The organism is Serratia sp. G204Y (genome assembly GCF_051172435.1).
In the GTDB taxonomy this organism is placed as follows: Bacteria; Pseudomonadota; Gammaproteobacteria; order Enterobacterales; family Enterobacteriaceae; genus Serratia; species Serratia sarumanii.
Genome location: NZ_JBPIZA010000001.1, coordinates 1,852,750 through 1,876,701, shown reverse-complemented (window position 1 = coordinate 1,876,701; position 23,952 = coordinate 1,852,750). Strand labels below are relative to the sequence as shown.

General features: G+C 59.9%; 27 protein-coding genes. 9 read left to right on the top strand and 18 right to left on the bottom strand.

Features of this window, described 5'->3' with window-relative positions; translation table 11 throughout:
* Positions 1-2 precede the first annotated feature (2 nt).
* Both ACSBQQ_RS09190 and ACSBQQ_RS09185 read right to left on the bottom strand, forming a co-directional pair.
* The gene (locus ACSBQQ_RS09190) at positions 3-548 is read right to left on the bottom strand and encodes a GNAT family N-acetyltransferase (RefSeq protein ID WP_033638019.1); all 546 of its coding nucleotides are present in this window, start codon (positions 546-548) and stop codon (positions 3-5) included.
* Positions 549-581: 33 nt separating this feature from the next.
* A complete protein-coding gene (locus ACSBQQ_RS09185; RefSeq protein ID WP_033638020.1) occupies positions 582-959 on the bottom strand; it encodes a MysB family protein in 378 nt (125 codons plus the stop codon).
* A 210-nt stretch (positions 960-1,169) separates the two neighbouring features.
* Between ACSBQQ_RS09185 and leuA the strand changes: the two genes are divergently transcribed.
* Positions 1,170-2,858, top strand: coding sequence for a 2-isopropylmalate synthase (gene leuA, locus ACSBQQ_RS09180; RefSeq protein ID WP_060428479.1), 1,689 nt, complete (start codon positions 1,170-1,172; stop codon positions 2,856-2,858).
* Here leuA and ACSBQQ_RS09175 read toward each other — a convergent pair.
* Entirely contained in the window at positions 2,809-3,609 is an 801-nt protein-coding gene (locus ACSBQQ_RS09175; RefSeq protein ID WP_033654140.1) for an AraC family transcriptional regulator, read from the bottom strand. The two genes, leuA and ACSBQQ_RS09175, sit on opposite strands and share 50 nt — an antisense overlap.
* 135 nt (positions 3,610-3,744) lie before the next feature.
* Here ACSBQQ_RS09175 and ACSBQQ_RS09170 point away from each other — a divergent pair, with 135 nt between their 5' ends.
* From ACSBQQ_RS09170 to ACSBQQ_RS09155, 4 genes are read left to right on the top strand one after another with little or no spacing between them, the layout of a single operon-like run.
* Positions 3,745-4,062 carry an ArsR/SmtB family transcription factor gene (locus tag ACSBQQ_RS09170; RefSeq protein ID WP_060387567.1) on the top strand — a complete coding sequence of 106 codons (318 nt, stop codon included), beginning with the start codon at positions 3,745-3,747 and terminating at the stop codon, positions 4,060-4,062.
* Positions 4,052-4,486, top strand: coding sequence for a YeeE/YedE family protein (locus tag ACSBQQ_RS09165; protein WP_047568091.1), 435 nt, complete (start codon positions 4,052-4,054; stop codon positions 4,484-4,486). Before ACSBQQ_RS09170 ends, ACSBQQ_RS09165 begins: the two co-directional genes overlap by 11 nt.
* Before the next feature lies 1 nt (position 4,487).
* Positions 4,488-4,916: a YeeE/YedE family protein gene (locus tag ACSBQQ_RS09160; protein ID WP_060428481.1), complete on the top strand. Its 429-nt coding sequence runs from the start codon at positions 4,488-4,490 to the stop codon at positions 4,914-4,916.
* On the top strand, positions 4,907-5,305 hold the full coding sequence (locus ACSBQQ_RS09155) for a VOC family protein (protein ID WP_033655072.1): 399 nt from the start codon (positions 4,907-4,909) through the stop codon (positions 5,303-5,305). Before ACSBQQ_RS09160 ends, ACSBQQ_RS09155 begins: the two co-directional genes overlap by 10 nt.
* Positions 5,306-5,356: 51 nt before the next feature.
* On the opposite strand, the gene ACSBQQ_RS09150 is transcribed toward ACSBQQ_RS09155, so the two are convergent.
* The 4 genes from ACSBQQ_RS09150 to ACSBQQ_RS09135 all read right to left on the bottom strand — a co-directional run bounded on the left by ACSBQQ_RS09150 (position 5,357) and on the right by ACSBQQ_RS09135 (position 10,131).
* Positions 5,357-6,910, bottom strand: a complete 1,554-nt coding sequence (locus ACSBQQ_RS09150; protein ID WP_033638027.1) for a peptide MFS transporter — start codon at positions 6,908-6,910, stop codon at positions 5,357-5,359.
* 474 nt (positions 6,911-7,384) lie between these two features.
* Positions 7,385-8,623: a multidrug efflux MFS transporter MdtG gene (gene mdtG / locus ACSBQQ_RS09145; RefSeq protein WP_435012890.1), complete on the bottom strand. Its 1,239-nt coding sequence runs from the start codon at positions 8,621-8,623 to the stop codon at positions 7,385-7,387.
* A gap of 201 nt (positions 8,624-8,824) precedes the next feature.
* The gene (locus ACSBQQ_RS09140; protein WP_033655070.1) at positions 8,825-9,109 is read right to left on the bottom strand and encodes a YciI family protein; all 285 of its coding nucleotides are present in this window, start codon (positions 9,107-9,109) and stop codon (positions 8,825-8,827) included.
* 101 nt (positions 9,110-9,210) lie between these two features.
* Positions 9,211-10,131, bottom strand: a complete 921-nt coding sequence (locus ACSBQQ_RS09135; RefSeq protein WP_033638030.1) for a Kdo(2)-lipid IV(A) acyltransferase — start codon at positions 10,129-10,131, stop codon at positions 9,211-9,213.
* 261 nt (positions 10,132-10,392) lie between these two features.
* Between ACSBQQ_RS09135 and ACSBQQ_RS09130 the strand changes: the two genes are divergently transcribed.
* A complete protein-coding gene (locus ACSBQQ_RS09130; RefSeq protein WP_033638031.1) occupies positions 10,393-10,551 on the top strand; it encodes a hypothetical protein in 159 nt (52 codons plus the stop codon).
* 119 nt (positions 10,552-10,670) lie between these two features.
* Positions 10,671-11,738 (top strand): rhodanese-related sulfurtransferase, encoded by a 1,068-nt coding sequence (locus tag ACSBQQ_RS09125; RefSeq protein WP_033646457.1) that lies wholly within the window; start codon positions 10,671-10,673, stop codon positions 11,736-11,738.
* A 45-nt stretch (positions 11,739-11,783) separates the two neighbouring features.
* On the opposite strand, the gene ACSBQQ_RS09120 is transcribed toward ACSBQQ_RS09125, so the two are convergent.
* On the bottom strand, positions 11,784-12,362 hold the full coding sequence (locus ACSBQQ_RS09120) for a YceI family protein (RefSeq protein WP_016928208.1): 579 nt from the start codon (positions 12,360-12,362) through the stop codon (positions 11,784-11,786).
* Between the two features lie 23 nt (positions 12,363-12,385).
* Entirely contained in the window at positions 12,386-12,940 is a 555-nt protein-coding gene (locus ACSBQQ_RS09115) for a cytochrome b (protein ID WP_004927830.1), read from the bottom strand.
* A 442-nt stretch (positions 12,941-13,382) separates the two neighbouring features.
* Between ACSBQQ_RS09115 and ACSBQQ_RS09110 the strand changes: the two genes are divergently transcribed.
* Positions 13,383-14,441 (top strand): AI-2E family transporter, encoded by a 1,059-nt coding sequence (locus tag ACSBQQ_RS09110; RefSeq protein WP_033646455.1) that lies wholly within the window; start codon positions 13,383-13,385, stop codon positions 14,439-14,441.
* Here the strand turns inward: ACSBQQ_RS09110 and ACSBQQ_RS09105 are convergent.
* The 8 genes from ACSBQQ_RS09105 to pyrC all read right to left on the bottom strand — a co-directional run bounded on the left by ACSBQQ_RS09105 (position 14,389) and on the right by pyrC (position 19,962).
* Complete coding sequence (locus ACSBQQ_RS09105; protein ID WP_033646454.1) at positions 14,389-15,393, bottom strand: zinc-dependent alcohol dehydrogenase family protein; 1,005 nt, start codon at positions 15,391-15,393, stop codon at positions 14,389-14,391. The genes ACSBQQ_RS09110 and ACSBQQ_RS09105 overlap by 53 nt on opposite strands.
* A 3-nt stretch (positions 15,394-15,396) precedes the next feature.
* Positions 15,397-15,513: a DUF2770 family protein gene (locus tag ACSBQQ_RS09100; RefSeq protein ID WP_033638034.1), complete on the bottom strand. Its 117-nt coding sequence runs from the start codon at positions 15,511-15,513 to the stop codon at positions 15,397-15,399.
* 122 nt (positions 15,514-15,635) lie between these two features.
* Positions 15,636-16,262 (bottom strand): LuxR C-terminal-related transcriptional regulator, encoded by a 627-nt coding sequence (locus ACSBQQ_RS09095; RefSeq protein WP_033655066.1) that lies wholly within the window; start codon positions 16,260-16,262, stop codon positions 15,636-15,638.
* A 216-nt stretch (positions 16,263-16,478) separates the two neighbouring features.
* Positions 16,479-17,594 (bottom strand): N-methyl-L-tryptophan oxidase, encoded by a 1,116-nt coding sequence (gene solA, locus ACSBQQ_RS09090; protein ID WP_041034628.1) that lies wholly within the window; start codon positions 17,592-17,594, stop codon positions 16,479-16,481.
* Between the two features lie 141 nt (positions 17,595-17,735).
* Positions 17,736-17,990, bottom strand: coding sequence for a biofilm formation regulator BssS (gene bssS / locus ACSBQQ_RS09085; RefSeq protein ID WP_004927812.1), 255 nt, complete (start codon positions 17,988-17,990; stop codon positions 17,736-17,738).
* 201 nt (positions 17,991-18,191) lie between these two features.
* On the bottom strand, positions 18,192-18,470 hold the full coding sequence (locus ACSBQQ_RS09080) for a hypothetical protein (RefSeq protein ID WP_004927809.1): 279 nt from the start codon (positions 18,468-18,470) through the stop codon (positions 18,192-18,194).
* 130 nt (positions 18,471-18,600) lie between these two features.
* A complete protein-coding gene (gene dinI, locus ACSBQQ_RS09075; RefSeq protein ID WP_033638037.1) occupies positions 18,601-18,840 on the bottom strand; it encodes a DNA damage-inducible protein I in 240 nt (79 codons plus the stop codon).
* A 75-nt stretch (positions 18,841-18,915) separates the two neighbouring features.
* On the bottom strand, positions 18,916-19,962 hold the full coding sequence (pyrC, locus tag ACSBQQ_RS09070; RefSeq protein WP_033655064.1) for a dihydroorotase: 1,047 nt from the start codon (positions 19,960-19,962) through the stop codon (positions 18,916-18,918).
* Between the two features lie 213 nt (positions 19,963-20,175).
* Between pyrC and ACSBQQ_RS09065 the strand changes: the two genes are divergently transcribed.
* Entirely contained in the window at positions 20,176-20,463 is a 288-nt protein-coding gene (locus ACSBQQ_RS09065; RefSeq protein WP_033647446.1) for a putative quinol monooxygenase, read from the top strand.
* 61 nt (positions 20,464-20,524) lie between these two features.
* Here ACSBQQ_RS09065 and rne read toward each other — a convergent pair whose 3' ends face one another.
* Positions 20,525-23,902, bottom strand: coding sequence for a ribonuclease E (gene rne / locus ACSBQQ_RS09060; protein ID WP_072269912.1), 3,378 nt, complete (start codon positions 23,900-23,902; stop codon positions 20,525-20,527).
* Positions 23,903-23,952 lie beyond the last annotated feature (50 nt).

Below are 23,952 nucleotides of genomic sequence, written 5' to 3'. Positions count from 1 at the left end.
GCTCAGCGGGTGGCGAACACCACCAGCTGATAGCCTTTCTGCCCGCAATGGAAAGGCGCCAGCGCCGTCATGCCCAGCCCTTGCACGTGAGCGGCCAACGAATGCGGATTGTCGTCGTCGATAAACAGCGCGCCCACGTCGTAGTCATGGCTGGTATGCGCTTTGACCGCAGCGTAAAGGCGCTTCAGCACGCCTTTGCCGCGCCAGGCGGCGGCGAGGCAGACCGGGCCGTAGAGAAACACCCGCAGTTCATTCAGCGCGCGTCCGGCGAAGGATTGCGTGGCGAGCGTCGCCAGCATCGCGTCCACCACCGGCGGGCGCGGTTGCACGTCGGCGGGCATCAGGCAAACAAAGCCTGCCAGTTGGTTTTCCTGTTCAGCCACTAGTATGCCGATGCCGCGGTTGATCGCCGCCAGCTGCGCCTCATTCATGCGCGATACGATAAATCCCTGCCGTTTTTGGCGCTCGTCGAGCGCTTCCGGCACGTTTTCCCCCTGCAGCTGCAAAATGGCGGGGTAGTCGGTGGGGCGAGCCCGGCGAATATTCATGCTGCCTCCTTGGCGATGAGTGCGTAGTGCGGGTTAACGTTCATCCCACTCATCGGCCGCGGCCTGGCCTTCTTCGGTATCCAGCGGCGGCTCGAGCTGGAAGTCGCCTTCTTCCCATTCGTACAGGGTATTTTCATCTATCCACTCGGCGGTGATCTCCACCTCGTCGTAGTCACCGTCGAAGATTGCCTGCGCCGCCGCACCGCTGCGCAGCGGCAGGCACTCCACCGCTTCGCCTTCTTCCTCGAAGAACTCGGCCTGCCACATCGTGTCGCCATCCTGCATCACGTACTTTTGCAGATTGAACTGCTGCGGCACCGGCGGTTCGTCATCGCCGCCGCCTTCGGCGGTGTCGATAAACTCTTCGCGTGCGGCCTCGATGGCTTCTTCCAGGGTTGCATACAGGCTCATGTTCGCCTCCGTTGACAATGAGAGTAGAGCGCCCGGCGGCACTGCCGGTGCGGTGGGGGAAACGTCAAACCTAATTGTTGTCTCACTGGCGCAGGATGCAAATTTTTTTGTTGTCCGCATTGCGACGATGGTTGTCCGCAAAGCGGGAGAAGAGGCGGCGAGGGCGGGAAATAATGGCGTTATCGTTCATTCAGGCGTCAGGAGAAGCCCATGTTAATCGACCCTTCAAGCAAATATCGACCCTTCCCGCCGGTGGCGTTGCCGGACCGCCAATGGCCTGCGCGTACGCTGCGGCAGGCGCCGCGCTGGTGCTCCAGCGATCTGCGCGACGGCAACCAGGCGCTGGCGGAACCGATGGATAACGCGCGCAAGCGCGAGTTCTATCAATTGCTGTTGCAGTGTGGTTTCAAAGAGATTGAAGTGGCTTTCCCTTCGGCGTCGCAAACGGATTTCGATTTTGTGCGCACGCTGATTGACGAGCAGCTGATCCCGGACGACGTCACGATTCAGGTGCTGACGCAGTCGCGCGACGATCTGATCGACCGCACCTTCGAGGCGCTGCAGGGGGCGCCACGGGCTATCGTGCATCTGTACAACGCCACGGCGCCGATGTTTCGCGACATCGTGTTCCGCCAGGATAAGGCCGCCACCGTGGCGCTGGCGGTGAACGGCGCGCGGCGCATTCGCCGGCAGTGCGAGGCACAGCCCGATACCGCCTGGTGCTTCGAGTATTCGCCGGAAACCTTCTGTTTTACTGAATTGGCGTTCGCGCTGGAGATCTGCGAAGCGGTGGCGGCGGTGTGGCAACCGGGGCCGCAGCGGCCGATGATCATCAATCTGCCGGCGACGGTGGAAGTGAGCACGCCCAACGTGTATGCCGATCAGATTGAATGGTTCTGTCGCCACTTCAGCCGCCGCGCCGATGTAACGATCAGCGTGCATCCGCATAACGATCGCGGCACCGGCGTGGCCTGCGCGGAGCTGGCGCTGTTGGCCGGCGCCGATCGGGTCGAAGGCTGCCTGTTCGGCAACGGAGAGCGCACCGGCAATGTCGATCTGGTTACGCTGGCGTTGAATCTCTATACCCAGGGCGTGGCGCCAGGCCTGGACTTCAGCCGCCTGAAGCAGGTGGTGGAGGTGGTGGAGCTGTGCAATCAGCTGCCGGTGCACCCTCGCCATCCTTATGCCGGCGAGTTGGTGTTTACCGCCTTCTCCGGTTCGCATCAGGATGCGATTAAAAAAGGCTTCGCCGCCCAGCGCCAGCGCCAGGATGGCTGGTGGCAGGTGCCTTACCTGCCGCTCGATCCCGCCGATGTCGGCTGCAGCTATGAGGCGGTGATCCGGGTCAACAGCCAGTCCGGCAAAAGCGGGGCCGCCTGGCTGTTGGAACAAAATCACGGGCTGGCGTTGCCGCGCGGTTTGCAGATTGATTTCAGCCAGGTGGTGCAGCGCGCGACCGACGGCAGCGGCAAGGAAATGAGCGGCGCGCAGCTGTGGCGCTTATTCCGCGACACCTACGGGCTGGTGGAGCAACCGCACTTGCAGCTGCTGAGCTACCAGACGGAAAGCCACGGCGTAGAGGCCTACAGCTTCAATGCGCGGGTTGCCTGTGAGGGAGAGCCGCTGCGGCTGCAGGGCGCCGGCAATGGCCTGCTTTCCAGCGCGGTGGATGCGCTGCGCCAGCGCTTCGGCTTGCCGCTGGCGATCGAGGATTACCACGAGCATACGCTGGGGCACCAGAGCGACAGCCGGGCGGTGGCCTATATTCGCTGCTCGTTGCCGCAGGGTGAGGCGACCTACGGCGTTGGCATCGACGTCGACTCCGCCAGCGCCTCGCTGCAGGCGCTGCTCAACGTCGCCGGGCGCTATCTGGCGTCAACGTCGGCGCGGCCGGGCTGAAATAGTCGCTGGGCGCGACCCCCAGCACCCGGCGAAACATGGCGCTGAACGCGCTGGGGCTGTCATAGCCGAGATCCAGCGCCACTTCCAACACCGAGCGGCCGGTCGCCAGCGCGTTCAGCGCCGCCAGCAAACGGGCGCGTCGCACCCAATCGCTAAAATGCAGCCCGGTTTCGCGCTGGAAGCGCCGCGACAGGGTGCGTCCGCTGACGCTGAGATGAGCGGCCGCCTGTTCCAGCGTCCAGGGCTGCGCCAGCGTAGCCTGGATATGGCGGCACAGGGCGAGCAGCGATGCCTCACGCGGTTCAGGCAGGTGCAGCGGCAGGATCGGCAGCATCCGCAACTCATCCAGAATCAGTTCCATTACGCGCTCATCGCGTCCGCCGCTCGGGTAATCGGGCGCAATCTCCATCGCACAGATAATCAACTCGCGCAGCAGCGGAGAAACCTGCACCACCTGGCATTGAGCCGGCAGATCGGCGCGCGCCAGCGGATCGACGAACAGCGTCCTGGCCGCCACCTGGCCGGTAATGCGCAGACTGTGCACCACCTTAGCCGGCACCCAAACGCCGCGGCCGGGCGGCACCACCCAACTGCCGAGCCGGGTCGTGACCTGCACCACGCCGCTCAGGCTGTGAATCAGCTGCGCGCAGTGATGGTAGTGATCCGGCTCGCTGTCGCCGTGGCGATAATCCTTGGCCAACGGCCGGACAGGCTGATCGGGCGGCAGAACGTCGTGAAACAACAGCATCGTAAGCAGGCTCCGCGCGGCAAAAGGGGGAAGACAGCATGCCATGCGGCGCTGTTTCACACCAGTCTGTGGCGCGGTACGGCGAAATGGTTTATAAAATAATATTATATAATTTTATAAATTGTTGGAGAAGCAATGGATATTGACGCGATGCGCAAGGCGGCGGCGCAGGCCGGTGCGATGCTGCGTACCTTGGGCAATGAAGATCGGTTGCTGCTGCTGTGCCGGCTCAGCCAGGGCGAGATGGCGGTGAGCGAGCTGGCGCAGGCGCTGGATATCCGCCAGCCGACGCTGTCCCAGCAGCTTGGCGTGCTGCGCGAGGAGGGATTGGTCTCCACCCGGCGCGCCGGCAAGCAGATTTACTATGCGGTGGCCGATGCCAAAGCGCTGACGCTGCTCCATACCCTATATCAACTCTATTGCCCACAGCCGGAGAACCGCGATGACCATTGACTGGCAACACTTCACTCCGTATTCCGCGCTGGCGGGCGGAGCCATTATCGGCGCAGCGGTGGCGCTGCTGCTGCTGTTCAACGGCCGGATCGCCGGCATCAGCGGCATTACCGGCGGTTTATTGAGCGCGGGTGGCCGCGAGCGGGGCTGGCGCGCCGCATTTCTTGGCGGGTTGCTGATTTCTCCCTGGCTGTATGCTGCCGCAGCGGCTTTGCCGTCTGCTGAGATCGCGGCCGGCAGCGGCGGGCTGGCGGTAGCAGGGCTGTTGGTGGGGGTGGGGACACGATTGGGCAGCGGTTGCACCAGCGGGCACGGCGTGTGCGGCGTCGCGCGGTTGGCGCCGCGTTCGCTGGCCGCCACGGCGGTGTTTATGCTGCTGGGCTTTATGACCGTGTGGCTGATGCGCCACCTGCTGGGAGGGTGAGATGTTTAAATCCCTGTTGGCGCTGCTGAGCGGCGTGATTTTCGGTCTGGGGCTGATCGTCGCCGGCATGGCCAATCCGGCCAAAGTGTTGGCGTTTCTCGACGTTACCGGCCAGTGGGATCCTTCGCTGGCGCTGGTGATGGTTGGGGCGATCGCGGTGGCGGCGCCGGCCTTCTTGTGGGCGCGGCGACGCGAGCGGAGCCTGTTGGGCGAACCGCTGCAGATCCCGGCCGCCGGGCGTGCGGATTGCCGTTTGCTGGTGGGCAGCGCGCTGTTCGGCATCGGTTGGGGCATTGCGGGCATTTGCCCTGGCCCGGCCTGGGTATTGGCGGGGGCGGAAATACAACGGGTATGGCCGTTCCTGCTGGCGATGCTGGCGGGCATGGCGCTGTATGAGATTATCATGAGGTGGAGGTATTCATGTCGATAGCCAAGGCGGTGTTGCGCATTGCGCGCCCGACCGATCGGTTGCAAGAGATTGCCGCGCTGTATTGTCGCGGGCTGGGGTTCGAAAAGCTGGGCGAGTTTGTCGATCATCAGGGCTTTGACGGCATTATGATCGGGCATCCGCAGCATGCCTACCATCTGGAGTTCACGCAGCATCGCGGGGTGCGGGTCGGGCAGGCGCCGACGCAGGATCATCTGCTGGTGTTTTATCTGCCGGATGAGAACGCGTGGCGAGCCGCATGCGAGCGGATGCGGGCGGCGGGATTCCTGGCTGTCACCGCCTATAACCCCTATTGGGATAGGGCGGGGCAAACCTTTGAAGATCCTGACGGCTACCGGGTGGTCCTGCAACATCAGGCCTGGCAAGGATAAAAAAAACCGGCGCCTTGAGCGCCGGTTTGCGAGATAAAAACGGGGTATCCGTCAGGCGCTGGTCGCAGGTTTCTGCGCGCTCTTGGTCTGGGTATTTTCCAGCATGCGGCGAATCGGCACGATCAGCACGATAAGCACGGCGGCGCAGATCAGCAGCGCGACTGAGCAGCGAGCGAACAGATCCGGCAGCATATCCAGTTGGTCGGCCTTGACGTGACCGCCGATCAGACCGGCCGCCAGGTTGCCCAGCGCGCTGGCGCAGAACCACAGCCCCATCATTTGCCCGCGCATTCTCTCCGGCGCCAGCAGCGTCATGGTGGCGAGGCCGATCGGGCTCAGGCACAGCTCACCCAGCGTCAGCATCAGGATACTGCCCACCAGCCACATCGGCGATACGCCGGCGCCGCCGTTGCTCAGCACATTTTGCGCGGCCAGCATCATCAGGCCGAAACCGCCGGCGGCGCACAGGATACCGATCACGAACTTGGTAATGCTGCTCGGGCGCACGTTATTGCGCGCCAGTGCAGGCCAGGCCCAGCTGAACACCGGCGCCAGCAGGATGATGAACAGGGCGTTGATCGACTGGAACCACACCGCCGGGATCTCGAAGCCGCCGACCATGCGATTGGTGTAATCGTTGGCGAACAGGTTGAACGAAGTCGGTTTCTGTTCAAACGCCGACCAGAAGAACGCGGCGGAGATCAGCAGGATAAAGCACACCAGCAGGCGAGCGCGCTCTTTGCGGCTCAGGCCGGCAAAGGCGAACAGATAGATGAAGTACAGGGTGACCGACGCGGCGATCACGTACACCAGCACGCTGGCTACTTCGACCGGGTTGATGACGATGGTGCCCTGAGCGATCAGCACGATGACCGCAGCCAGGCCTACCGCCAATGCCAGCAGCCAGGCGCCGACGCCTTTTTTCTTCGCGACCGGGCTGTTCCAGGTGGAATCCAGGCCCACTTCGCGGTCATAGCGTTTCATCGCCGGGACGGCGAACACGCGGAAGATCACCAGCGCCACCAGCATCCCGATACCGCCGATGCCGAAGCCCCAGTGCCAGCCGTGTGACTTGATCAGCCAGCCGGAGATCAACGGGGCGATGAACGAACCGATGTTGATGCCCATGTAGAACAGCGAGAAACCGCCGTCGCGGCGCGCATCGCCTTTCTTGTACAGCGTGCCGACCATCACCGAGATACAGGTCTTGAACAGGCCGGAACCGAGCACGATGAACATCAGGCCGATGAAGAACAGGTTGGTGCCCATCACCGCGGACAGGGCGATCGACAGGTGGCCGAGGGCGATCAGAATCGAACCGTACCAAACGGCCTTGCGTTGGCCGAGCCAGTTGTCCGCCAGCCAGCCGCCCGGCAGTGCCGCCAGGTACATGCTGCCGGCGAAGATGCCGACGATCGCCGACGCGTTCTCGCGCGCCAGACCCAGGCCGCCGTCGTACACGGTGGCGGCCATAAACAGGATCAGCAGCGGACGGATGCCGTAGAACGAAAAGCGCTCCCACATTTCGGTGAAGAACAGAGAACCCAGCGGATAGGGATGGCCGAAGAAGGTCCGGCTTTCTGACTTATTGACAGAGGATTGCATAACGATTTCCCAATAAAAAGGCGCTGCATGGCTGCAGCCCGTACTGTGGTTGTATGTGTATTTAATGAAGGCGATCCGCCCAATGCGGATTACCCGACAAAACCGCGGCTGCAACGCTGATAAACCGTGGAAAGCGTGCTGACCTTTTCTTCACTTGGCCGATGATTCACATCTGGCGTGATATTATTTAACCATTTGATAACTGGTCGTTGGTTTTGTCTAGTACCTGTATCCCATTTTTTAGACGAAAAGTCGACAAGCATCTCCTTTTCTGGTTTTTCTGTTGGTTGTGGCAGGAATATGATTGACAGCGGGTTTTATGCGCTGAAAGTTAATTAATTGTTGATAAACAAGGTGTTGTAGTAAGAGTGTTCCGAGTGGGGCGAAAATTCGCCGGCCCGCAGGAAGCATTATTAAAAGTAGGGGAAACGCGCCGTTGATCCGGCCAATCGCGGAAATTGGCGATAAATGCAGCTATTGCTCTTCCTGCAGGGTGTCTTCCCGCATGTAGCCCGGCCGCCGCCGCAGACACCACCAGGAATAACCGGCGTTGAACAGCACCACCAAAGCGGTGACGGCGAAGACCGCGCGAAAACCGTAGCCGGCGGAGACCGCGGCGCCGAGCAGCGGGCCGCTGACGTTGCCGACGTCGCGGAACGACTGGTTGTAGCTGAAAATTCGGCCGGCGACCTGATTGGTGCAGTTATAAATCAACAGCGTCTGTACCGCCGGCAGCAGCGCGCCGTCGGCCGCCCCCAGCAGAAAGCGCAGTACGCCGAGCTGCCACGGCGTTTGCACGAACGCCATCGGGATCAGCAGCAGCACCGAGACGATCAGCATAAAGACCAGAATGCGTTCCGGGCCGATGCGATCGCCCAGCTTGCCCAGCCGTGGGGCGCTCATCAATGCCGCGACGCCGGGCACCGAGGCGATCAGCCCGCTGATAAACGCCAGATTATGGGTCGCGCCGGCCAGATCGCGCACATACAGCGTCAGGATCGGGGCAATTGAGCCGGTGGCGATCTGGATAATCATGGTGGTGACGAACAGGCTGAGCACCAGCTTCGGGTTCTTCAGCGAGGCGAACACCTGTTTTGCGTGCAACATGTCGCGCTTTTGCACCGGGGTGAATTGCTCTTTGACATACAGCAGCGTCAGCACGAAGCAGACGAACAGCACCGCGGCGGTGATATAAAACACCGGACGCAGGCCGTACAGATCGGCCAGCAGGCCGCCGATCAGCGGGCCGACCAGCGCACCGCCGACGCCACCGGTAGACAGGGTGCCGAGCGCCCAGCCGCTGCGGTTGCGCGGCACCTGGGTGGCGATCAGCGCGTTGGCGTTGGGAATGAACCCGCCGAGCAACCCCAGCACCGCACGCAGCGCGAGAAACTGCCAGACCGTTTGCGCCATGCCCATCAGCGCCATGACGATCGCCATGCCCAACGCCGAGCGCAGCAACATCAGTTTACGGCCGCGTCGGTCGGCCAGGGCGCCCCAGAAAGGCGCGGCGATAGCGGAAAACAGGAAGGTAATGCTGAACAGCAGACCGGACCACATGTTGAGCGCCTGATGGCCGGTTACGCCCAGGGTCTCGACGTACAGCGGCAGAAACGGCATCACCAGGCTGAAGGCGGCGCCGGTGAGAAAGCACCCTACCCAGGCGACGAAAAGGTTGCGTTTCCAGTTAACGAGTTCTGCTGCCGAAGCCATAAATGTCCATTGCCGAAAGGTGACGCGTTTTGCCGGCGGCAAAAAGATGAGGGGCAAAACGTGAAAGTTAGCCTGATAAGTATGCGCCGCTGGCGCGGCTACGGCAAACCAGAGGACGGGAATAGGGCAAAAAATGAAATAAAGTTTTAAAAATGACGCTTAAACCTTATTCCGCGCTTGGCGCGCGGAATTTTCAGCGTTTTATAGGCCGGCCAGCGCCTCGAAACCGGCGGCGGTGGTGGTGGCGCTAAAGTCAGTGACCTCGTAGTGAGCCACGGCGTTGAACGGATCTTCGGCCAGGATGGCGTCCAGCCGCGCGCGCTCAATGCCCTTGGCCAGGATCACGCCGCCGGTGCGGGGATTCTTGCGGCCGGAGGCGATGAAGGTGCCGTCCTGAAAATATTTCTTAAGCCAGGCGATGTGCCCGTCAAGGTGGCTGTCGACGTCGGCGATCGGGCGATGGTAGGTCAGGCTGACAATGTACATGGCGGCTCCGGGGTTGGTGGCAAAGGCTTTACCATCCCACCCTCGCCGTCGATTCTCAAGAGGCGCGCAATAAAAAACCCGCCGGCGGCGGGTTTGCTTTATCAGTAGAGCGAAGGCTCGCCTTCCGGGCGGGTCTTGAAGCGGCGATGCAGCCACATGTATTGATCCGGCGCCATCAGGATCTCTTTTTCCACCACTTTATTCATAAAGGCGGCGGCATCGAGTTCGTTATCCAGCGGGAAGTTTTCCACCGCCGGCTGCATGATCAGCTCATAGCCTTTGCCGTCCGGCAGGCGGCGCGGGGTGAACGGAATGATCGCCGGTTTGCCCATCCGCACCAGCACGTAACTGCCGGTGGTGGTGGCGGCTTTGTCTACCGCGAACAGCGGCACGAATACGCTGCTGCGCGGGCCGTAGTCGTGATCCGGCGCATACCAGATGATATCGCCCTGTTTCAGGGCGCGGATCATGCCTTTGATGTCTTTGCGATCCAGCATCGATTTGTTGGAACGCATGCGGCCCCAGGTTTGCAGCCAGTCCATCAGCTTGTTGTCGTGCGGGCGGTAAACGCCGATGCCCGGGTTGTGAATGCCGAAGATGCGCGCGCCCAGCTCCAGCGTCAAAAAGTGCAGGCCAATCAGCAACACGCCCTGCTGGTTGTCGCGCGCCTTTTGGATGTGCTCCAGACCGCTGACCTTGAACCAGCGCTCGATGCGCCAGTTGGGCCAGAACCACGCCATGCCGGTTTCAAACAGCCCCATGCCGACCGATTCGAAATTCTTTACCACCAGCGCATCGCGTTCGGCCTGCGGCATGTCGGGAAAACAGAGCTCGAGGTTACGCTGGGCGATAGCGACGCGTCGCTTGAGAAAGCGCATGGAAAATCGCCCAATCGAGGTGCCGAGCCAGTAGATGACGGGATAAGGCAGCAACACCAGCAGATACAGCAAGCCGATGCCGACCCAGGTCAGCCAGTAGCGCGGGTGCAATAAGGAACGATTGAAAGTAGGAACTTGAGTCATGGGTTCTCTGTTTGAATACGGTTGTTTAAGTGTAATGACAGAGTCATAGCATGGTCTGGCAGCCGGGTGAGCTCGGCGGCAAGGTTCGTTTCTGCCGTTTGTTTGCGACTATTGTGGCATTTTTCTGGCGATCCGGGAAAACACAACGCATTAAAATCCCTTTTTGGGCGTTAAATATGCATCGAATGCCGAATTTTTCCACAATCTTTCCTGCCAAAGATAATGGCGATATTATTGCTGGTAATTATTCAGAGGGTAAATATGTTGGCACCATGGATCAGTGCGGGGCTGCTGGTTTTGGGCGCGGCGGTCGGCAGCGTCGGCGCGCATCTGCAGGTGAACGCGATATTGGCGCTCGCCGGCGTGATGATGGCGCTCGGTATGCTGGCTTCCGCGTTTACCGAAGGCGGCGGACGCTGAACGGGGCGTTTGCGCCAGGGCTGCGCGGCGGCGGTTTTTCGGGTATGATGTGCGCCGCGCGCGTGCCGGCAGGCTGCGCGCGATGATCAGTCACCTCCCGAAAGACAGGAAAGTACACCATGCCAGTGTTACATAACCGAATTTCTAATGAGGAACTGAAGGCGCGCATGCTGGCGGAAACCGAGCCGCGCACCACAGTTTCTTTTTACAAATATTTCTCCATCGACGATCCCAAAGCGTTTCGCGACAGCCTGTACGTTCAGTTCGAAAAATTGAAGGTGTTCGGCCGCATCTACGTGGCGAAAGAGGGCATCAACGCGCAGATCAGCGTGCCGCAGCATAACTTCGACGCGTTCAAAGCCGCGCTGTTCGCCTCGCACCCGGCGCTGGATCAGGTTCGCCTGAATATCGCGCTCGAAGACGACGGCAAATCCTTCTGGGTGCTGCGCCTCAAGGTGCGCGAGCGCATCGTGGCCGACGGCATCGATGACGAGAGCTTTGACCCAAGCAACGTCGGCGAATATCTGCAGGCCGATCGCGTCAATCAGATGATCGACGATCCGAATACGGTGTTCGTCGACATGCGCAACCACTATGAGTACGAAGTCGGTCACTTCGAAAACGCCATCGAGGTGCCGTCGGATACCTTCCGCGATCAGCTGCCGATGGCGGTGGAGATGCTGCAGGACAGCAAAGACAAAAACATCGTCATGTACTGCACCGGCGGCATTCGCTGTGAAAAAGCCAGCGCCTATATGCTGCACAACGGCTTTAAAAACATCTACCACGTGGAAGGCGGGATCATCGAGTACGCCCGCAAAGCGAAAGAGCAGGGGCTGCCGCTGAAGTTTATCGGCAAAAACTTCGTGTTCGATGAGCGCATGGGCGAGCGCATTTCCGACGATGTGATCGCCAACTGCCACCAGTGCGGGGCGCCGTGCGACACCCACACCAACTGCAAAAACGACGGTTGCCACCTGCTGTTCATTCAGTGCCCGAGCTGCGCCGCCAAGTTTGAAGGGTGCTGCAGCGAGATTTGCCGCGAAGAGCTGAAGCTGCCGCGCGAAGAGCAGCGCGCGCGCCGTGCTGGCCGGGAAAACGGCGTCAAGATCTTCAATAAGTCGAAAGGCCTGTTGCAGACTACGATGCACATTCCGGCACCGGAAGAAGAAGGCCCAGCCCGCTGAGCCTGAGGAAATGAGAAGCCCGGCCGCCAAGCCGGGCTTTTTTACTTATTTCTCGCGCACGCCTTCTACGGAGATGATCAGCTCAACGTCTTGCGACGCCGGGCCCAGATCGGTGGTGATGCCGAAATCTTTCAGCTTGATCTTGCCGTTGGCTTCAAAGCCGGCGCGGTAGCCGCCCCACGGATCGTTGCCCTGGCCAATCAGTTTGGCGTCCAGCGTAACCGGTTTGGTCACGCCGTTCAGCGTCAGGTTGCCGACCACCGCATAACCGTCGCCGCTTTTCTTCACTTCGGTGGATTCAAACTTGGCCTGCTTGTTCTTCTCCACGTTGAGGAACTCGGCGCTGCGCAGGTGCTTGTCGCGCTCGGCGTGGTTGGTGTCGACGCTGGCGGTATTGATGGTCACGTTGACTTTGTCCTTGGACGGATCTTTTTCGTCGAAGGTGAAGCCGCCGTCGAAGTCTTTAAAGCTGCCGTACAGCCAGCTGTAACCCAGGTGCTGGATGCGGAACTCGATAAAGGCGTGCTGGCCCTGTTTGTCGATCTTGTAGTCCGCCGCCAGTGCGGAACCGGCGCTCAGCAGCAGGGCGCCTGCGGTCAGGCCCAATACGGTCTTTTTCAACATAGCAATCTCCATAAATCCAAAGGTTAATCGGCGCTGCTACCCAGCATCCGTTTCAAAGTGACATCACGATCGATAAAGTGATGTTTAAGCGCGGCCAGCCCGTGCAGTACCGAGAGCACTACCACGGCCCAGGCCAGGTAAAGGTGTATGGCGCCGGCGGTGTCGGCCTGTTCCGCCATGCCGGTCACGGTGGCGGGCACGTCGAACCAGCCGAATACGCTGATCGGTTGGCCGTCGGCGGTCGAGATCAGATAGCCGCTGATCAGAATGCCGAACAGCACGGCGTACAGCGCCAGATGCGCGAGAATGGCGCTGACGCGAGTGAGGCGGCCATAGCTGGCCAGAGGCTTGGGCGGCGGCGAGACAAAGCGCCAGATCACGCGGATCACCATCACGATGAACAGCAGCGTGCCGATGCTTTTGTGGATCTCCGGCGCCTGGTGGTACCAGACGTCGTAATAGCCCAGCGTGACCATCCACAGGCCGAGGGCGAACATGCCGTACACCGTCAGCGCCACCAGCCAGTGGATCAACACTGACACATGGCCGAAACGATCGGCGGTATTTTTCCAGAGCATCCTGTTTCCTTCGATTACCGATTGGCTGGCTGCAATAATTAAACTTTAGGAAACATAAAATCAATAATAAATTTAACTATGTTACTTCTTAGAAATATTAGTCAGTGAATTTGTTTGAGATGTTCGGAGTTCATCAGATAAATCGTTGAAGATGATATGATTTCTTTCACGTGGCGATTATGCTAGTTGTTGAAAATTAGGCTTATTATCTATTAATGTCAGCTTTTGTCATTTTACGTAAACCGTTCATGGATTGCTGGGCGGGATTATTGGTTGGCAAAGGTTATGCCTATTTCTTGCGGCGAAGAGCAGGGCGGAAAGATTAAATTATTCGAACGGTTACGCTAAATCCTCTGCGGCGTGACGGCCGACTTTGCTACCATTAGCGCCAAGAGTCGGCTCTTTGTGGCCGGTTAACCCAGTGAAATAACAAGGAAACGTCATGGGCCGAACCCGAGTAACCGACAGCAGCCTGCGTTTGGCCGTCCTGTTGGCGATGTTGGTGATCATTTTGGCCGGGGTGAAAGCCGCCGCCGACATCGTGGTGCCGTTTCTACTGGCGGTATTCCTCGCCATGGTGCTGAACCCGCTGGTGACGATGCTGGAACGCCGCCGGGTGCCGCGCATCCTTGGGGTGACGCTGCTGGTGACGGCGGTGATCGTGGTCGTGATGCTGTTTATCGGCATGCTGGGCGCTTCGCTGAACGAGTTCGCCCGCTCGCTGCCGCAGTACCGCGGCATGATGATCGAGAAACTGCGCGAGCTGCAGCATTACGCCGATCGCTTCAATATCAGCCTCTCCAGCGAAGCGATGCTGCAGTATGTCGATCCCAGCGCGGCGATGAATCTGGTTACCCGCATGCTGGGGCACCTGTCTGGCGCCATGACCAACGTCTTCCTGCTGCTGATGACCGTGGTGTTTATGCTGTTTGAAGTGCAACTGCTGCCTTATAAGCTGCAGCAGGCGTTGGATAAGCCGAACGAAGGCCTCGCCGCGATGCGGCGGGCGCTGGACGGCGTGACGCGCTATCTGGTGATTAAAACCATCATCAGCCTGGCCACCGGCGTGATCGTCTGGATCTTCCTGGCGGCGGTCGGCGTGCGCTTCGCCTTTATCTGGGGGCTGCTGGCGTTTCTGCTCAACTATATCCCCAATATCGGCTCGGTATTGGCCGCCATTCCACCGTTGATTCAGGCGCTGCTGTTCAACGGATTGGGCGATGCGCTGGTGGTGGCGGGCGGCTTTATCGCTGTCAACATGGTGATCGGCAATATCCTCGAACCGCGGGTAATGGGGCGCGGGCTGGGGTTGTCGACGCTGGTGGTGTTCCTGTCGCTGATCTTTTGGGGTTGGCTGCTCGGCCCGGTGGGCATGTTGCTGTCGGTGCCGCTGACGATCGTGGCGCGCATCGCGCTGGAGACCACCGAGGGCGGCTATCGGCTGGCGGTTATCCTGGGGGACGGCCGCCCGCCGCGCCAGCCTCCGGCGGCGCCGGAGTAAGGAAGATTTTTCCGCTGACACCGGGCTGCGCGGCGTGTTGCAGCGCCGCTGCGTACTGATGCAGAGGGTAAATCGCGGCGGGCGGGCGCAGCGCCAGCTGGCCGCGGCGCAGCAGCTGGAATAGCTGATAAAACGCCGTTTGCCACTGCGCCGGCGCCGCCTGCGCATTCCATTTACGCAGGTGGAACAGCGAAGCGCGCAGCTTTAACTCATCCACTACGCGCCGCCAGTCCACCTGGCGCCCGCCTAAAAGGCCCAGCGCCACGAAATCGCCGCCGGAGCGAACCGCTCGTGCCAGCTGCAATCCGTCTTCTCCGCCGATGCAGTCGATGGCGGCGCGGGCGCCAAAATGGGGCATTTGCGCCAGCTGCGGCGCTTCGATAACGCGCCAGGCGCCGGCGGCCAGCAGCGCCTGGCGATGGGCGGCGTTGCGCACCACCACCGCCAGACGAATACCACGCAGCGCCGTCAGCTGCGCCAACAGCAGGCTAACGGCGGAGCCGCCGCCGTTGAGCAGCAGCACGTCGCCGGCGTTGAGCGGCAGCCATTGCGTCAGCAACACCCAGCAGGTGAGCGGGTTGATGTAAATCTGCGCCGCGTCGTTGTCGTCGATGTCGTCCGGCACCCACACCACCCGATCCTCAGGCAGCGTGACGAAGGTTTGCCAGCTGCCGTCACCCGCTACCGCCAGCGCGCGTCGGCCGGTCGAGCGCCCGCTCTGCGGATCGACGATGACGCCTGCGCCTTCATAGCCCGGCACCTGCGGCAGGGCGATACGGTGCGCGTATTGGCCGTGAATCGGGATCAGGTCGGAAGGATTGATCGGGGCATAGCGCATCTGCAGCAGCAGCCGGCCGGGGCGCAGCGGCGGCCTGTTCACCTGCTGCAGCGTCAGCACCTGGGCGGGATCGCCGAAGCGGTTGAAGCTCAATCGGGGAAATGACGACGGCATGGGTTACAGTACGAAGAAAAAGTAGACATCCAGCGCCAGCAGCACCAGCCACAGGCAAAGATACAGCACCAGGTGCTCACGCACGTTGTTGACGATAGCCGCCAGTATTCGGTTTAACATTTCAGCCGCCAGAAGAAAGAGACCTTTGATTATAGTCCTTTTCTCGGCGTCTTTTATAGCGCGCCGCGCATGAGCGCTGGAAGAATGGCGATAAAAAAGCCTGCGTTATCGCAGGCTTGATGTCATACCGCCAGCAGCGCCAACGGCGTCGAGTTCGTTGGCGTGTTCGGCGGGTAGAAATAACGCAGCACGTTATACAACGAGTAGAACTCCAGCCGGTTGCGCGCGTTGATCTTCTCCGTGATGTGCCGCTTGTGCACGTACACCGTATGCGAGCTAATTTGCAGTTTTTTCGCGATGCGGTAGTTGGGCATCTCCGCCATCCAATATTTCATCACCGTCAGTTCCTGCGGGCTGAACAGGGAACGCTCTTCGCCGTCATCGGCCAGCGCCAGCGGATTTTCGCGCAGCGTGCGTAAGGTGAGCGGCAGAATGCTTTTATTGAACAGAAACGCGTTATCGGCGATGCGCATTGGCGTTTCGCTATAAGGGTAAGGCGTATCGAGATAGATAAACATCAAGGCAGACTGGCTGGCCTCCATAAACGCCAGCAGCTGTGCGTCCGCTTCGTTATAGCGGCACTGATTGCTGAGGTTCACCAGAATGTGGCTCGGCTGAAAGCTGGCCAACAGCGGCGTAGCGTACTCAATGCTGTGGCAGCACTTGATCGTCGTAATCCCACTATCAGCAAAGTAGCTGGCTATACCGACCCGGGTGAAGCAGCATTCGTCCACGACAAGTAGTTTCATGGTGACGTCCTTGTTGAAAGCCGATGGAGCATATCTTCTGTAAAATAGGACTTACACTGCAAGTGTTCAATTCGGAAATTCAACTGCTGAATGCAAGAAATTTCCGTTATAAGAATTTTTACTTGGTATTTAAAAGAGTTAGCAGGTTAAGAAATTGTAACCGTCGGATTTCGCTGCCCAGGGCTCGACGGGAACCAGGACAGCGACAGCCTTTGCTTAGCTAAATCGTTTCAGACCAAAGCTGGAGACGTCGACCGGCGGCGCTTTGTCCTGCGCGAACAGCGCGGCAATCTCGCCCAGTGCGCTGGCGAACTTGAAGCCGTGGCCGCTCAATCCGCTGATGACCATCAGACGATCGCACTCCGGCAGGGTGTCGATGATAAAGTCTTCGTCGGGGCTCATGTCATAACTGCAGGCTTCGCCGTGTAAACATACGCCTACACCCGGCAAAAACTGCCGCAGGAAGGTGAAGACTTCGGTACCGTCGCTGGCGTGGCTGCCGAAAGGTTTACGCTGCTCGGGGGCATCCATCGGCTGGCCACCGTCGTGTTTGCCCACTTTCAGGCCGTCGTTATCCGCCGGGAAGCCGTAATAGTGCGTGCCGTCTTGCGCTTCAACGGTAAAGGCCGGGAAGCGATTGTTCACGCTGTAGCGGCCATCCGCCTGATGCCAGGAGAATACCTTGCGCAATGGAGCAACCGGCAGCTGCGGCAACAGCGCTTTCACCCAGGTGCCGGCGGTGACCACCGCTTTTCGCGCCGTGAAGCGCCCTTCGCCGGTGACGACTGCAACGCCGCCATCGATAGGCTCCACCGCGCTGACCGGGCAGTTGAACAACTGGCTGCAGCCGGCCTCTTTCGCCAGCTTGATCAGGCTGGCCACCGCCAGTTCGGAACGCAGGAAGCCGGCGTCCGGCTCGAAAACGCCGACGTAACCTTCCGGCGTGCGGAATTCCGGCCAGCGTTGAGCAATCTGTTCGGCGCTGAGGGTTTGCGCGTTCAGGCGGAATTTTTGCGCGCTCTGCTGAGCATTGCGAATGAATTCGGAGTGCTGCGGCCCCAGGTTGAGTACGCCGCACGACTGGAACAGTTCCTCGCCGGAATGTTGAATCAGCGCATTCCACAACGCCTGCGCGCGCAGCACCAGCGGCACGTACTTTTCACCTTCGCCGTAAGCGTGACGGATGATGCGGGTATCGCCGTGATGGCTGCCGTTGCGGTGCGGGGGAATGGCGCTGTCGATCATCAGCACTTTCAAGCCGGCGCGGGTTGCGTAATACCCTGCCGCTGCGCCGACTGAACCGCTGCCCACCACAATCAAATCATATTCCACGTGCCGACCCTCTCTGATAGCGATTTCTTATCGCCCCATGATAAAAGGTTGGCGGGCGCAATGCACTGATTGAACGGCGAAGGGCAAAGAAAAAGGCGCCGGGAATGGGGCGCGGCGCCTTAGGGGTTAGGGGACGACGAATCAATGTTTTCTGCGATCAAGATCCTGATAATCCGTAGCTTCAATCTTGGCGATGCCGGCCTCTAAGATATTGATTAATTGACGGGCGACATCTGTGGTCAGCCAAAGCGTTCTGTCTACTTGGGCTTCTTCGGGCGTTTGGTCTAGTGAAGACAGGTAATGAAGGCGTATCATCATGGCGTCGTAAACGTCGACAGTACTGATATCCCAACCGACAAGCGGGTGCGTCTGAATTACTTCATCATTTCTGTCCATAAAGACCCCTTATTGAGTAGTAACTACCGTGAGTGACTAACGAGGATCAATGCGGCTCATCATCATGAGAGCAATTACAGTATACGCATCCGCTTTCATCGGTGGAGGGGGTTGTCACCAAAATTTGCAAAATAAATATTTATTTGAGCAATTATTCTACAAATTTGTATGTGCTGCAGTGGGTGAGTACAGCGCGGCGCGTTATTCCGCGTCGGCAGGTGGCGATGCGCCATGCAGACATTTTTCCAGCTCTTCGGCCAAATGGGCGAAATGCTTTTGCGTTTCGGCGTCGCGATTCTGGCTGTGCGATTCCAGCTTCAGGCTGTGGATCAGCCGCTGGTTGGCTTTGTCATCCAGGCTGAAGGCCAGATAAGAGAAAGCCACTTCCAGTACGTTCAAGCGCCTTTTCTGATCGGCAATCAACGCCAGCAGTTCGCCAAACGTCATTGCGTCTTCGGATTTCACCTTGTCCGGGGCCATGCTTACTCCTTTGCGTTAAATACAGCGCTGAGGCGGATTTTGTTCCAGAGTAAGGGTAAGCGATGAATGGGCTGGGCGCCAGAAACAAAAAAGCCGGAGAGCGACCCCCGGCAAAAACAGCATTGCAGTGTTATTCTGCGCTGAACCACTCGTCCGCGCTTTCCCAGGTTTCCTGAAGGATTTCCTCGATCAGATCCCGGTCGGTTTTGGCGCCCCCCAGCACGGAGAGCCCGTTGGCGCCGGCATAACGTACGTGCACGACGGCGTCTGGAAACTGGCGATTGACCCGTTTGCCCAGTTCACCGGTCAGCGCCTCAATGGCGCCCGACGGCAGCGGCCGGGTTTTATCTATAGTGACTTCAACACGCATAATTGCCCCCGAAGCGATTTACTGTTTATTTATACAGTTAATCGAGTGCGGGGGCAAGAGGGCGAAGAAAAAATATCAGTCTTTCAGCGACCAGTTCAGGGTTTCACCGGCCAGGAAGGGGATCACGGATTCATTGCCCAGGGCGATCTCTTCCGGCTGGGTGGTCGACACGCGCTGCAGCTCGATGAAGTCTTCGTTGAGCGGCAGGCCATAGAAACGCGGGCCGTTGAGCGAGCAGAAGGCCTCAAAGTGCGCCAGCGCGCCGAGCTGTTCGAACACCGCGGCGTAAGCTGGGATGGCATTCGGCGCGTTGAAACAGCCGGCGCAGCCGCAGCTGGACTCTTTGCGATGCTTGAGGTGCGGCGCGGAGTCGGTACCGAGGAAGAAACGATCCGAGCCGCTGGCGACCGCCTGACGCAGCGCTTCCTGATGGACATTGCGCTTGAGGATCGGCAGGCAGAACAGGTGTGGGCGAATGCCTCCGACCAGCATGTGGTTGCGGTTGAACATCAGGTGCTGTGGCGTGATGGTGGCGCCGAGGAAACGATTGCCTGCCTGCACATATTGCGCCGCTTCTTTGGTGGTGATGTGCTCGAAGACGATCTTCAGCTCCGGGAACTGCTGGCGGATCGGTTCCATCACCTGCTCGATAAAGCGCGCCTCGCGGTCGAAGATATCGACGGCAGGGTCGGTCACTTCGCCGTGGATCAGCAAAGGCATGCCGATTTTTTGCATCTGTTCGAACAGCGGGTAGATGCCGGTCACGTCGCTGACGCCGTGGCTGGAGTTGGTGGTGGCGTTGGCCGGATACAGCTTGGCGGCAGTAAACACCCCTTGCTCAAAGCCGTTGACCAGTTCACTGGCCGCCAGGGAGTTGGTCAGATAGCAGGTCATCAGCGGAGTGAAGTTGTGACCCTGCGGGACCGCCGCCAGAATGCGATCGCGGTAGGCGCGCGCGGCGGCCACGGTCGTTACGGGCGGAACCAGGTTCGGCATCACGATCGCCCGGCCAAATACCTGGCTGGTATAGGGCACCACCGTTTTCAGCATCTCGTCGTCACGCAGGTGGATATGCCAGTCGTCTGGGCGGCGGATTTTCAGAACTTGAGGTTGTGCGGTCATCTAGCTAGGCTCCGGCGGTCAAATACGTCTAATGAAAAGCGAATAATGGGTTTATTCACGCCGGGGTGTAAGGATAAGCGGAAAGCGCCTGAGATGCATCTGTTTGTTGGCGACAAGTTGAAATCAATAGCGCGGCGGGCGCATAGTAACAGGGATTTCAACGATGCCGACGCCAATACCGTCGACCTTCATCAAGTGGAAAGGGAGAAAGCAATGGAAGTACGCGTTATCGCCACCCTGCAAGCGAAAGCGGGATTTGAAGATGCCGTCAGCGAAGCGGTGCACGACATTCTCGAGCCGAGCCGCCAGGAGTTGGGCAACCTGCAATATGATTTGCATCGCGATCTGGAAAAGCCGGGCGTTTTCGTGTTCTTTGAGCGTTGGGCCAGCAGCGAAGCGCTGGATAAGCATAATGAGACGGCGCATTTTCAGCAGTTCGTCAGCCGGCTTGACGGCAAGTTGGATGTTTTAGACATCAAAAAACTGAAAAAGATAGCCTGAGCCTTTTTGCAGGCAAGAAAAAACCCGCCGATGGCGGGTTTTTTTAGAGCTGCAGATTAACTTATTCGTTAACCGGCTGCGGCTTGGTGGCCGGCGCGGTGGCCTGGCTCACCGCCGAATGGCCGCCTGCCGAGCCTTTGCCTTCAAAGTTGAAGGAAGGGCGCTGCCAGTCGCTGGGCTTGCGTTCTTCCGGCACGTAGGCCGGCGCAGGCGCTTTGGTCATCGGCGCAGTGGCGATGTGTTTGTACAGTACGTCCTGCACGGCTTTCACCGGTGCCGGCTGCTGAGCAACCACAGGCGCAGGTTCTGCGGCGATTGGCGCCGGGGCTTTTTCGACCGGAGCGGCTTCCACGGCGGCTGGCGAAGGCGCTGCTTCTGCCACTGGCGTTTCTTCCGCTTGCGCAGCTTCTGCCGGCGCAGCGTCGACCACAGGCTCGTCTTCCACCGGCTTGGCTTCAACCACAGGTTCTGCCGCAACGGTTTCAGCTACCGGCTCGGCTTCCACTGCCGGGGCAGTCTCTTCCGCTTTCGGTTCTTCAACTGCGGCAGGTGCCGGCGCGGCTTCCACCGGCGCCGGGGTTTCCTCGGCAGGGGTGGCAACGACAGGCACTACGGCTGCAGCTTCTTCCGTTACGGTAACGGCCGCAGTTTCAACGGCGGCTTCTGGTGCCGGCTCGTTGACGCTGGCCGCAGCCTGAGTTTCTTCCACGGCAACGCTGTGCTGTTCAACCGCTGCGGCGACAACCGGTGCCGCTGCCTGTTCTACTTCTACGGCTTCGGCCTGCACTTCGGCTTCTTCAACCTGAGCAACCGGGTAGCTTACCCAGACTTTGCCCGATGCCATTTCCGGCGAAGCGAACGCGCCCGCCAGCGGCATTGGGGACTGCAGCGGGTAACGCTCATCGCGGTAACGACGGCGACGCTGGCCGCTGACGCGCAGGTGGCGCGGTGAACGACGGGAACGGCGCGGCATGCCTTCGCCGTTGCCGCGGTTTTCGCCCTGGGCATCGTCTTCCGGCTGTGCGGCAACGGTTTCCGGCAGCAGCTTGACGCTGTCGTCGGCGGTCGGCTGCGCGACTTCGGCTTTCGCTACCGGCGCTTTCGGCGCCAACAGCTCTTCCGCTGCACGCTGCAGTTCTTCTTCCGCGGACAGGATGCGCACCTTCTGCGACAGAGGGCGGCGCTGGCGGCGCTGCATGTTCTGCTGCTGGCGTTCTTCCTGCTCTTCGTCGGTGCTCTCGACCGCTTCAACGCTTTCCAGCGCTTTCACTTCCTGCTGCGCCTGGCGTTTTTCTTCCTGACGACGACGCTGGCGTTCAGCACGCTGCTCACGGCGTTGCTGCTGATCTTCGCGCGGCGCTTTAGCGCTGTCTTCCGAGGCGGTTTCCTCCGCTACCGGCGCGTTCTGCTGCTGGTTGCGGCGGTTACGGCGCTGTTCATCGCGGGATTCACGCGATTCACGGCCTTCGCGGTTCTCACGCGGCTCACGGTTGTCGCGCTCGCGATTGTCACGGCCTTCACCGCGCTCTTTACGCTCGCCGCGTTCCGGACGGTCACCACGCTCACCGCGCTCTTTACGGCCGGTGCCTTGGCGACGCTGACCGCGACGATCCTGACGACGGTTTTCACCGTTGCTTTCCGCCTTCGGCGTTTCGGCCGGTTTGGTTTCTTCGACGGCAGGTTGTTCCTCACCGGCGAACAGGCTCTTCAGACCACCGAACAGGCGGCCCAGGAAGCCCGGCTTGGCGGCGGCCGGCGCTGCGGCTTTAGCTTTGGCGGCGGTGGCAGGTTTGGCCACGGCGACAGGTTCTTCAGCCGGCGGTGGCGCATCGGCGGACAGGGAGAAGGAAGCCAGGGCCGGTTGCTCCGGACGCTTGCGTTCCATCGGCGCATCTTCCAGCGGACGCTCCATGTCTTCTTCATGCAGCTTCGGCAGCAGGTAGCTGAGGGTAGAGGTTTCCTCGCCCTTGCGCACGCGCAGCACCGAGTAGTGCGGGGTTTGCATTTCATCGTTAGGCACGATGACAGCTTTCACGCCACCCTGACGTTTTTCGATCGCGCTGACGGATTCACGCTTTTCGTTCAGCAGGTACGAAGCAACCTGAACCGGCACGATAGCGTGAACTTCTTTGGTGTTTTCCTTCAGCGCTTCTTCTTCGATCAGGCGCAGGATGGACAGCGCCAGCGATTCGTTGTCGCGAATGGTGCCGGTGCCGTTACAGCGTGGGCACACGTGGTGGCTGGATTCGCCCAGCGACGGGCTGAGGCGCTGACGGGACATTTCCAGCAGGCCGAAACGGGAAATGCGGCCGATCTGGATGCGCGCGCGGTCTTGGCGCACGGCATCGCGCAGGCGGTTTTCCACTTCGCGCTGGTGGCGAACCGGCGTCATGTCGATGAAGTCGATGACGATCAGGCCGCCAAGGTCACGCAGGCGCAGCTGGCGAGCGATCTCGTCCGCCGCTTCCAGGTTGGTGTTGAACGCCGTCTCTTCGATGTCGCCGCCGCGGGTGGCGCGGGCGGAGTTGATGTCGATGGCGGTCAGCGCTTCGGTGCTGTCGATGACGATCGAGCCGCCGGACGGCAGGCGCACTTCACGCTGGAAGGCGGATTCGATCTGCGATTCGATCTGGTAGTGGCTGAACAGAGGGATTTCACCGCTGTACAGTTTGATTTTGCTGCTGAAATCCGGGCGGCCCAGCGCAGCGATGTGCTCTTTGGCCAGATCGAGAATTTTCGGGTTGTCGATCAGGATTTCGCCGATGTCCGGGCGCAGGTAATCGCGGAAGGCGCGCACGATAACGTTGCTTTCCTGGTGGATCAGGAACGGCGCGGGGCGGCCTTCGGCGGCTTTTTTAATCGCTTCCCAGTGCTTCAGGCGGAAGGAGAGATCCCACTGCAGCGCGTCGGCGGATTTGCCTACGCCCGCGGTGCGAACGATCAGACCCATGCCGTCCGGCAGCTGCAGCGAGGAGAGCGCTTCTTTCAGCTCGGTGCGATCGTCACCCTCGATGCGGCGGGAAATACCGCCGGCGCGCGGGTTGTTCGGCATCAGCACCAGATAACTGCCCGCGAGACTGATGAAGGTGGTCAAGGCGGCGCCTTTGTTGCCACGTTCTTCTTTGTCTACCTGAACGATGACTTCCTGGCCTTCGCGCAGCACATCTTTGATGTTCGGGCGGCCATGGGAAGAGTAATTGCTAGGGAAGTATTCGCGGGCGATTTCTTTAAGAGGGAGGAAACCATGTCGTTCTGCGCCGTAGTCCACGAACGCTGCTTCAAGACTTGGTTCAATGCGGGTGATTTTGCCTTTGTAAATATTCGCTTTTTTCTGCTCATGACCCGGACTTTCGATATCCAAATCATACAGCCGCTGTCCATCTACGAGGGCAACACGCAACTCTTCCTGCTGAGTTGCGTTAATCAACATTCTTTTCATCTTAACTTACTCGTTATTTTTACATTATCGACAAAGCTGCGGGCAAAATA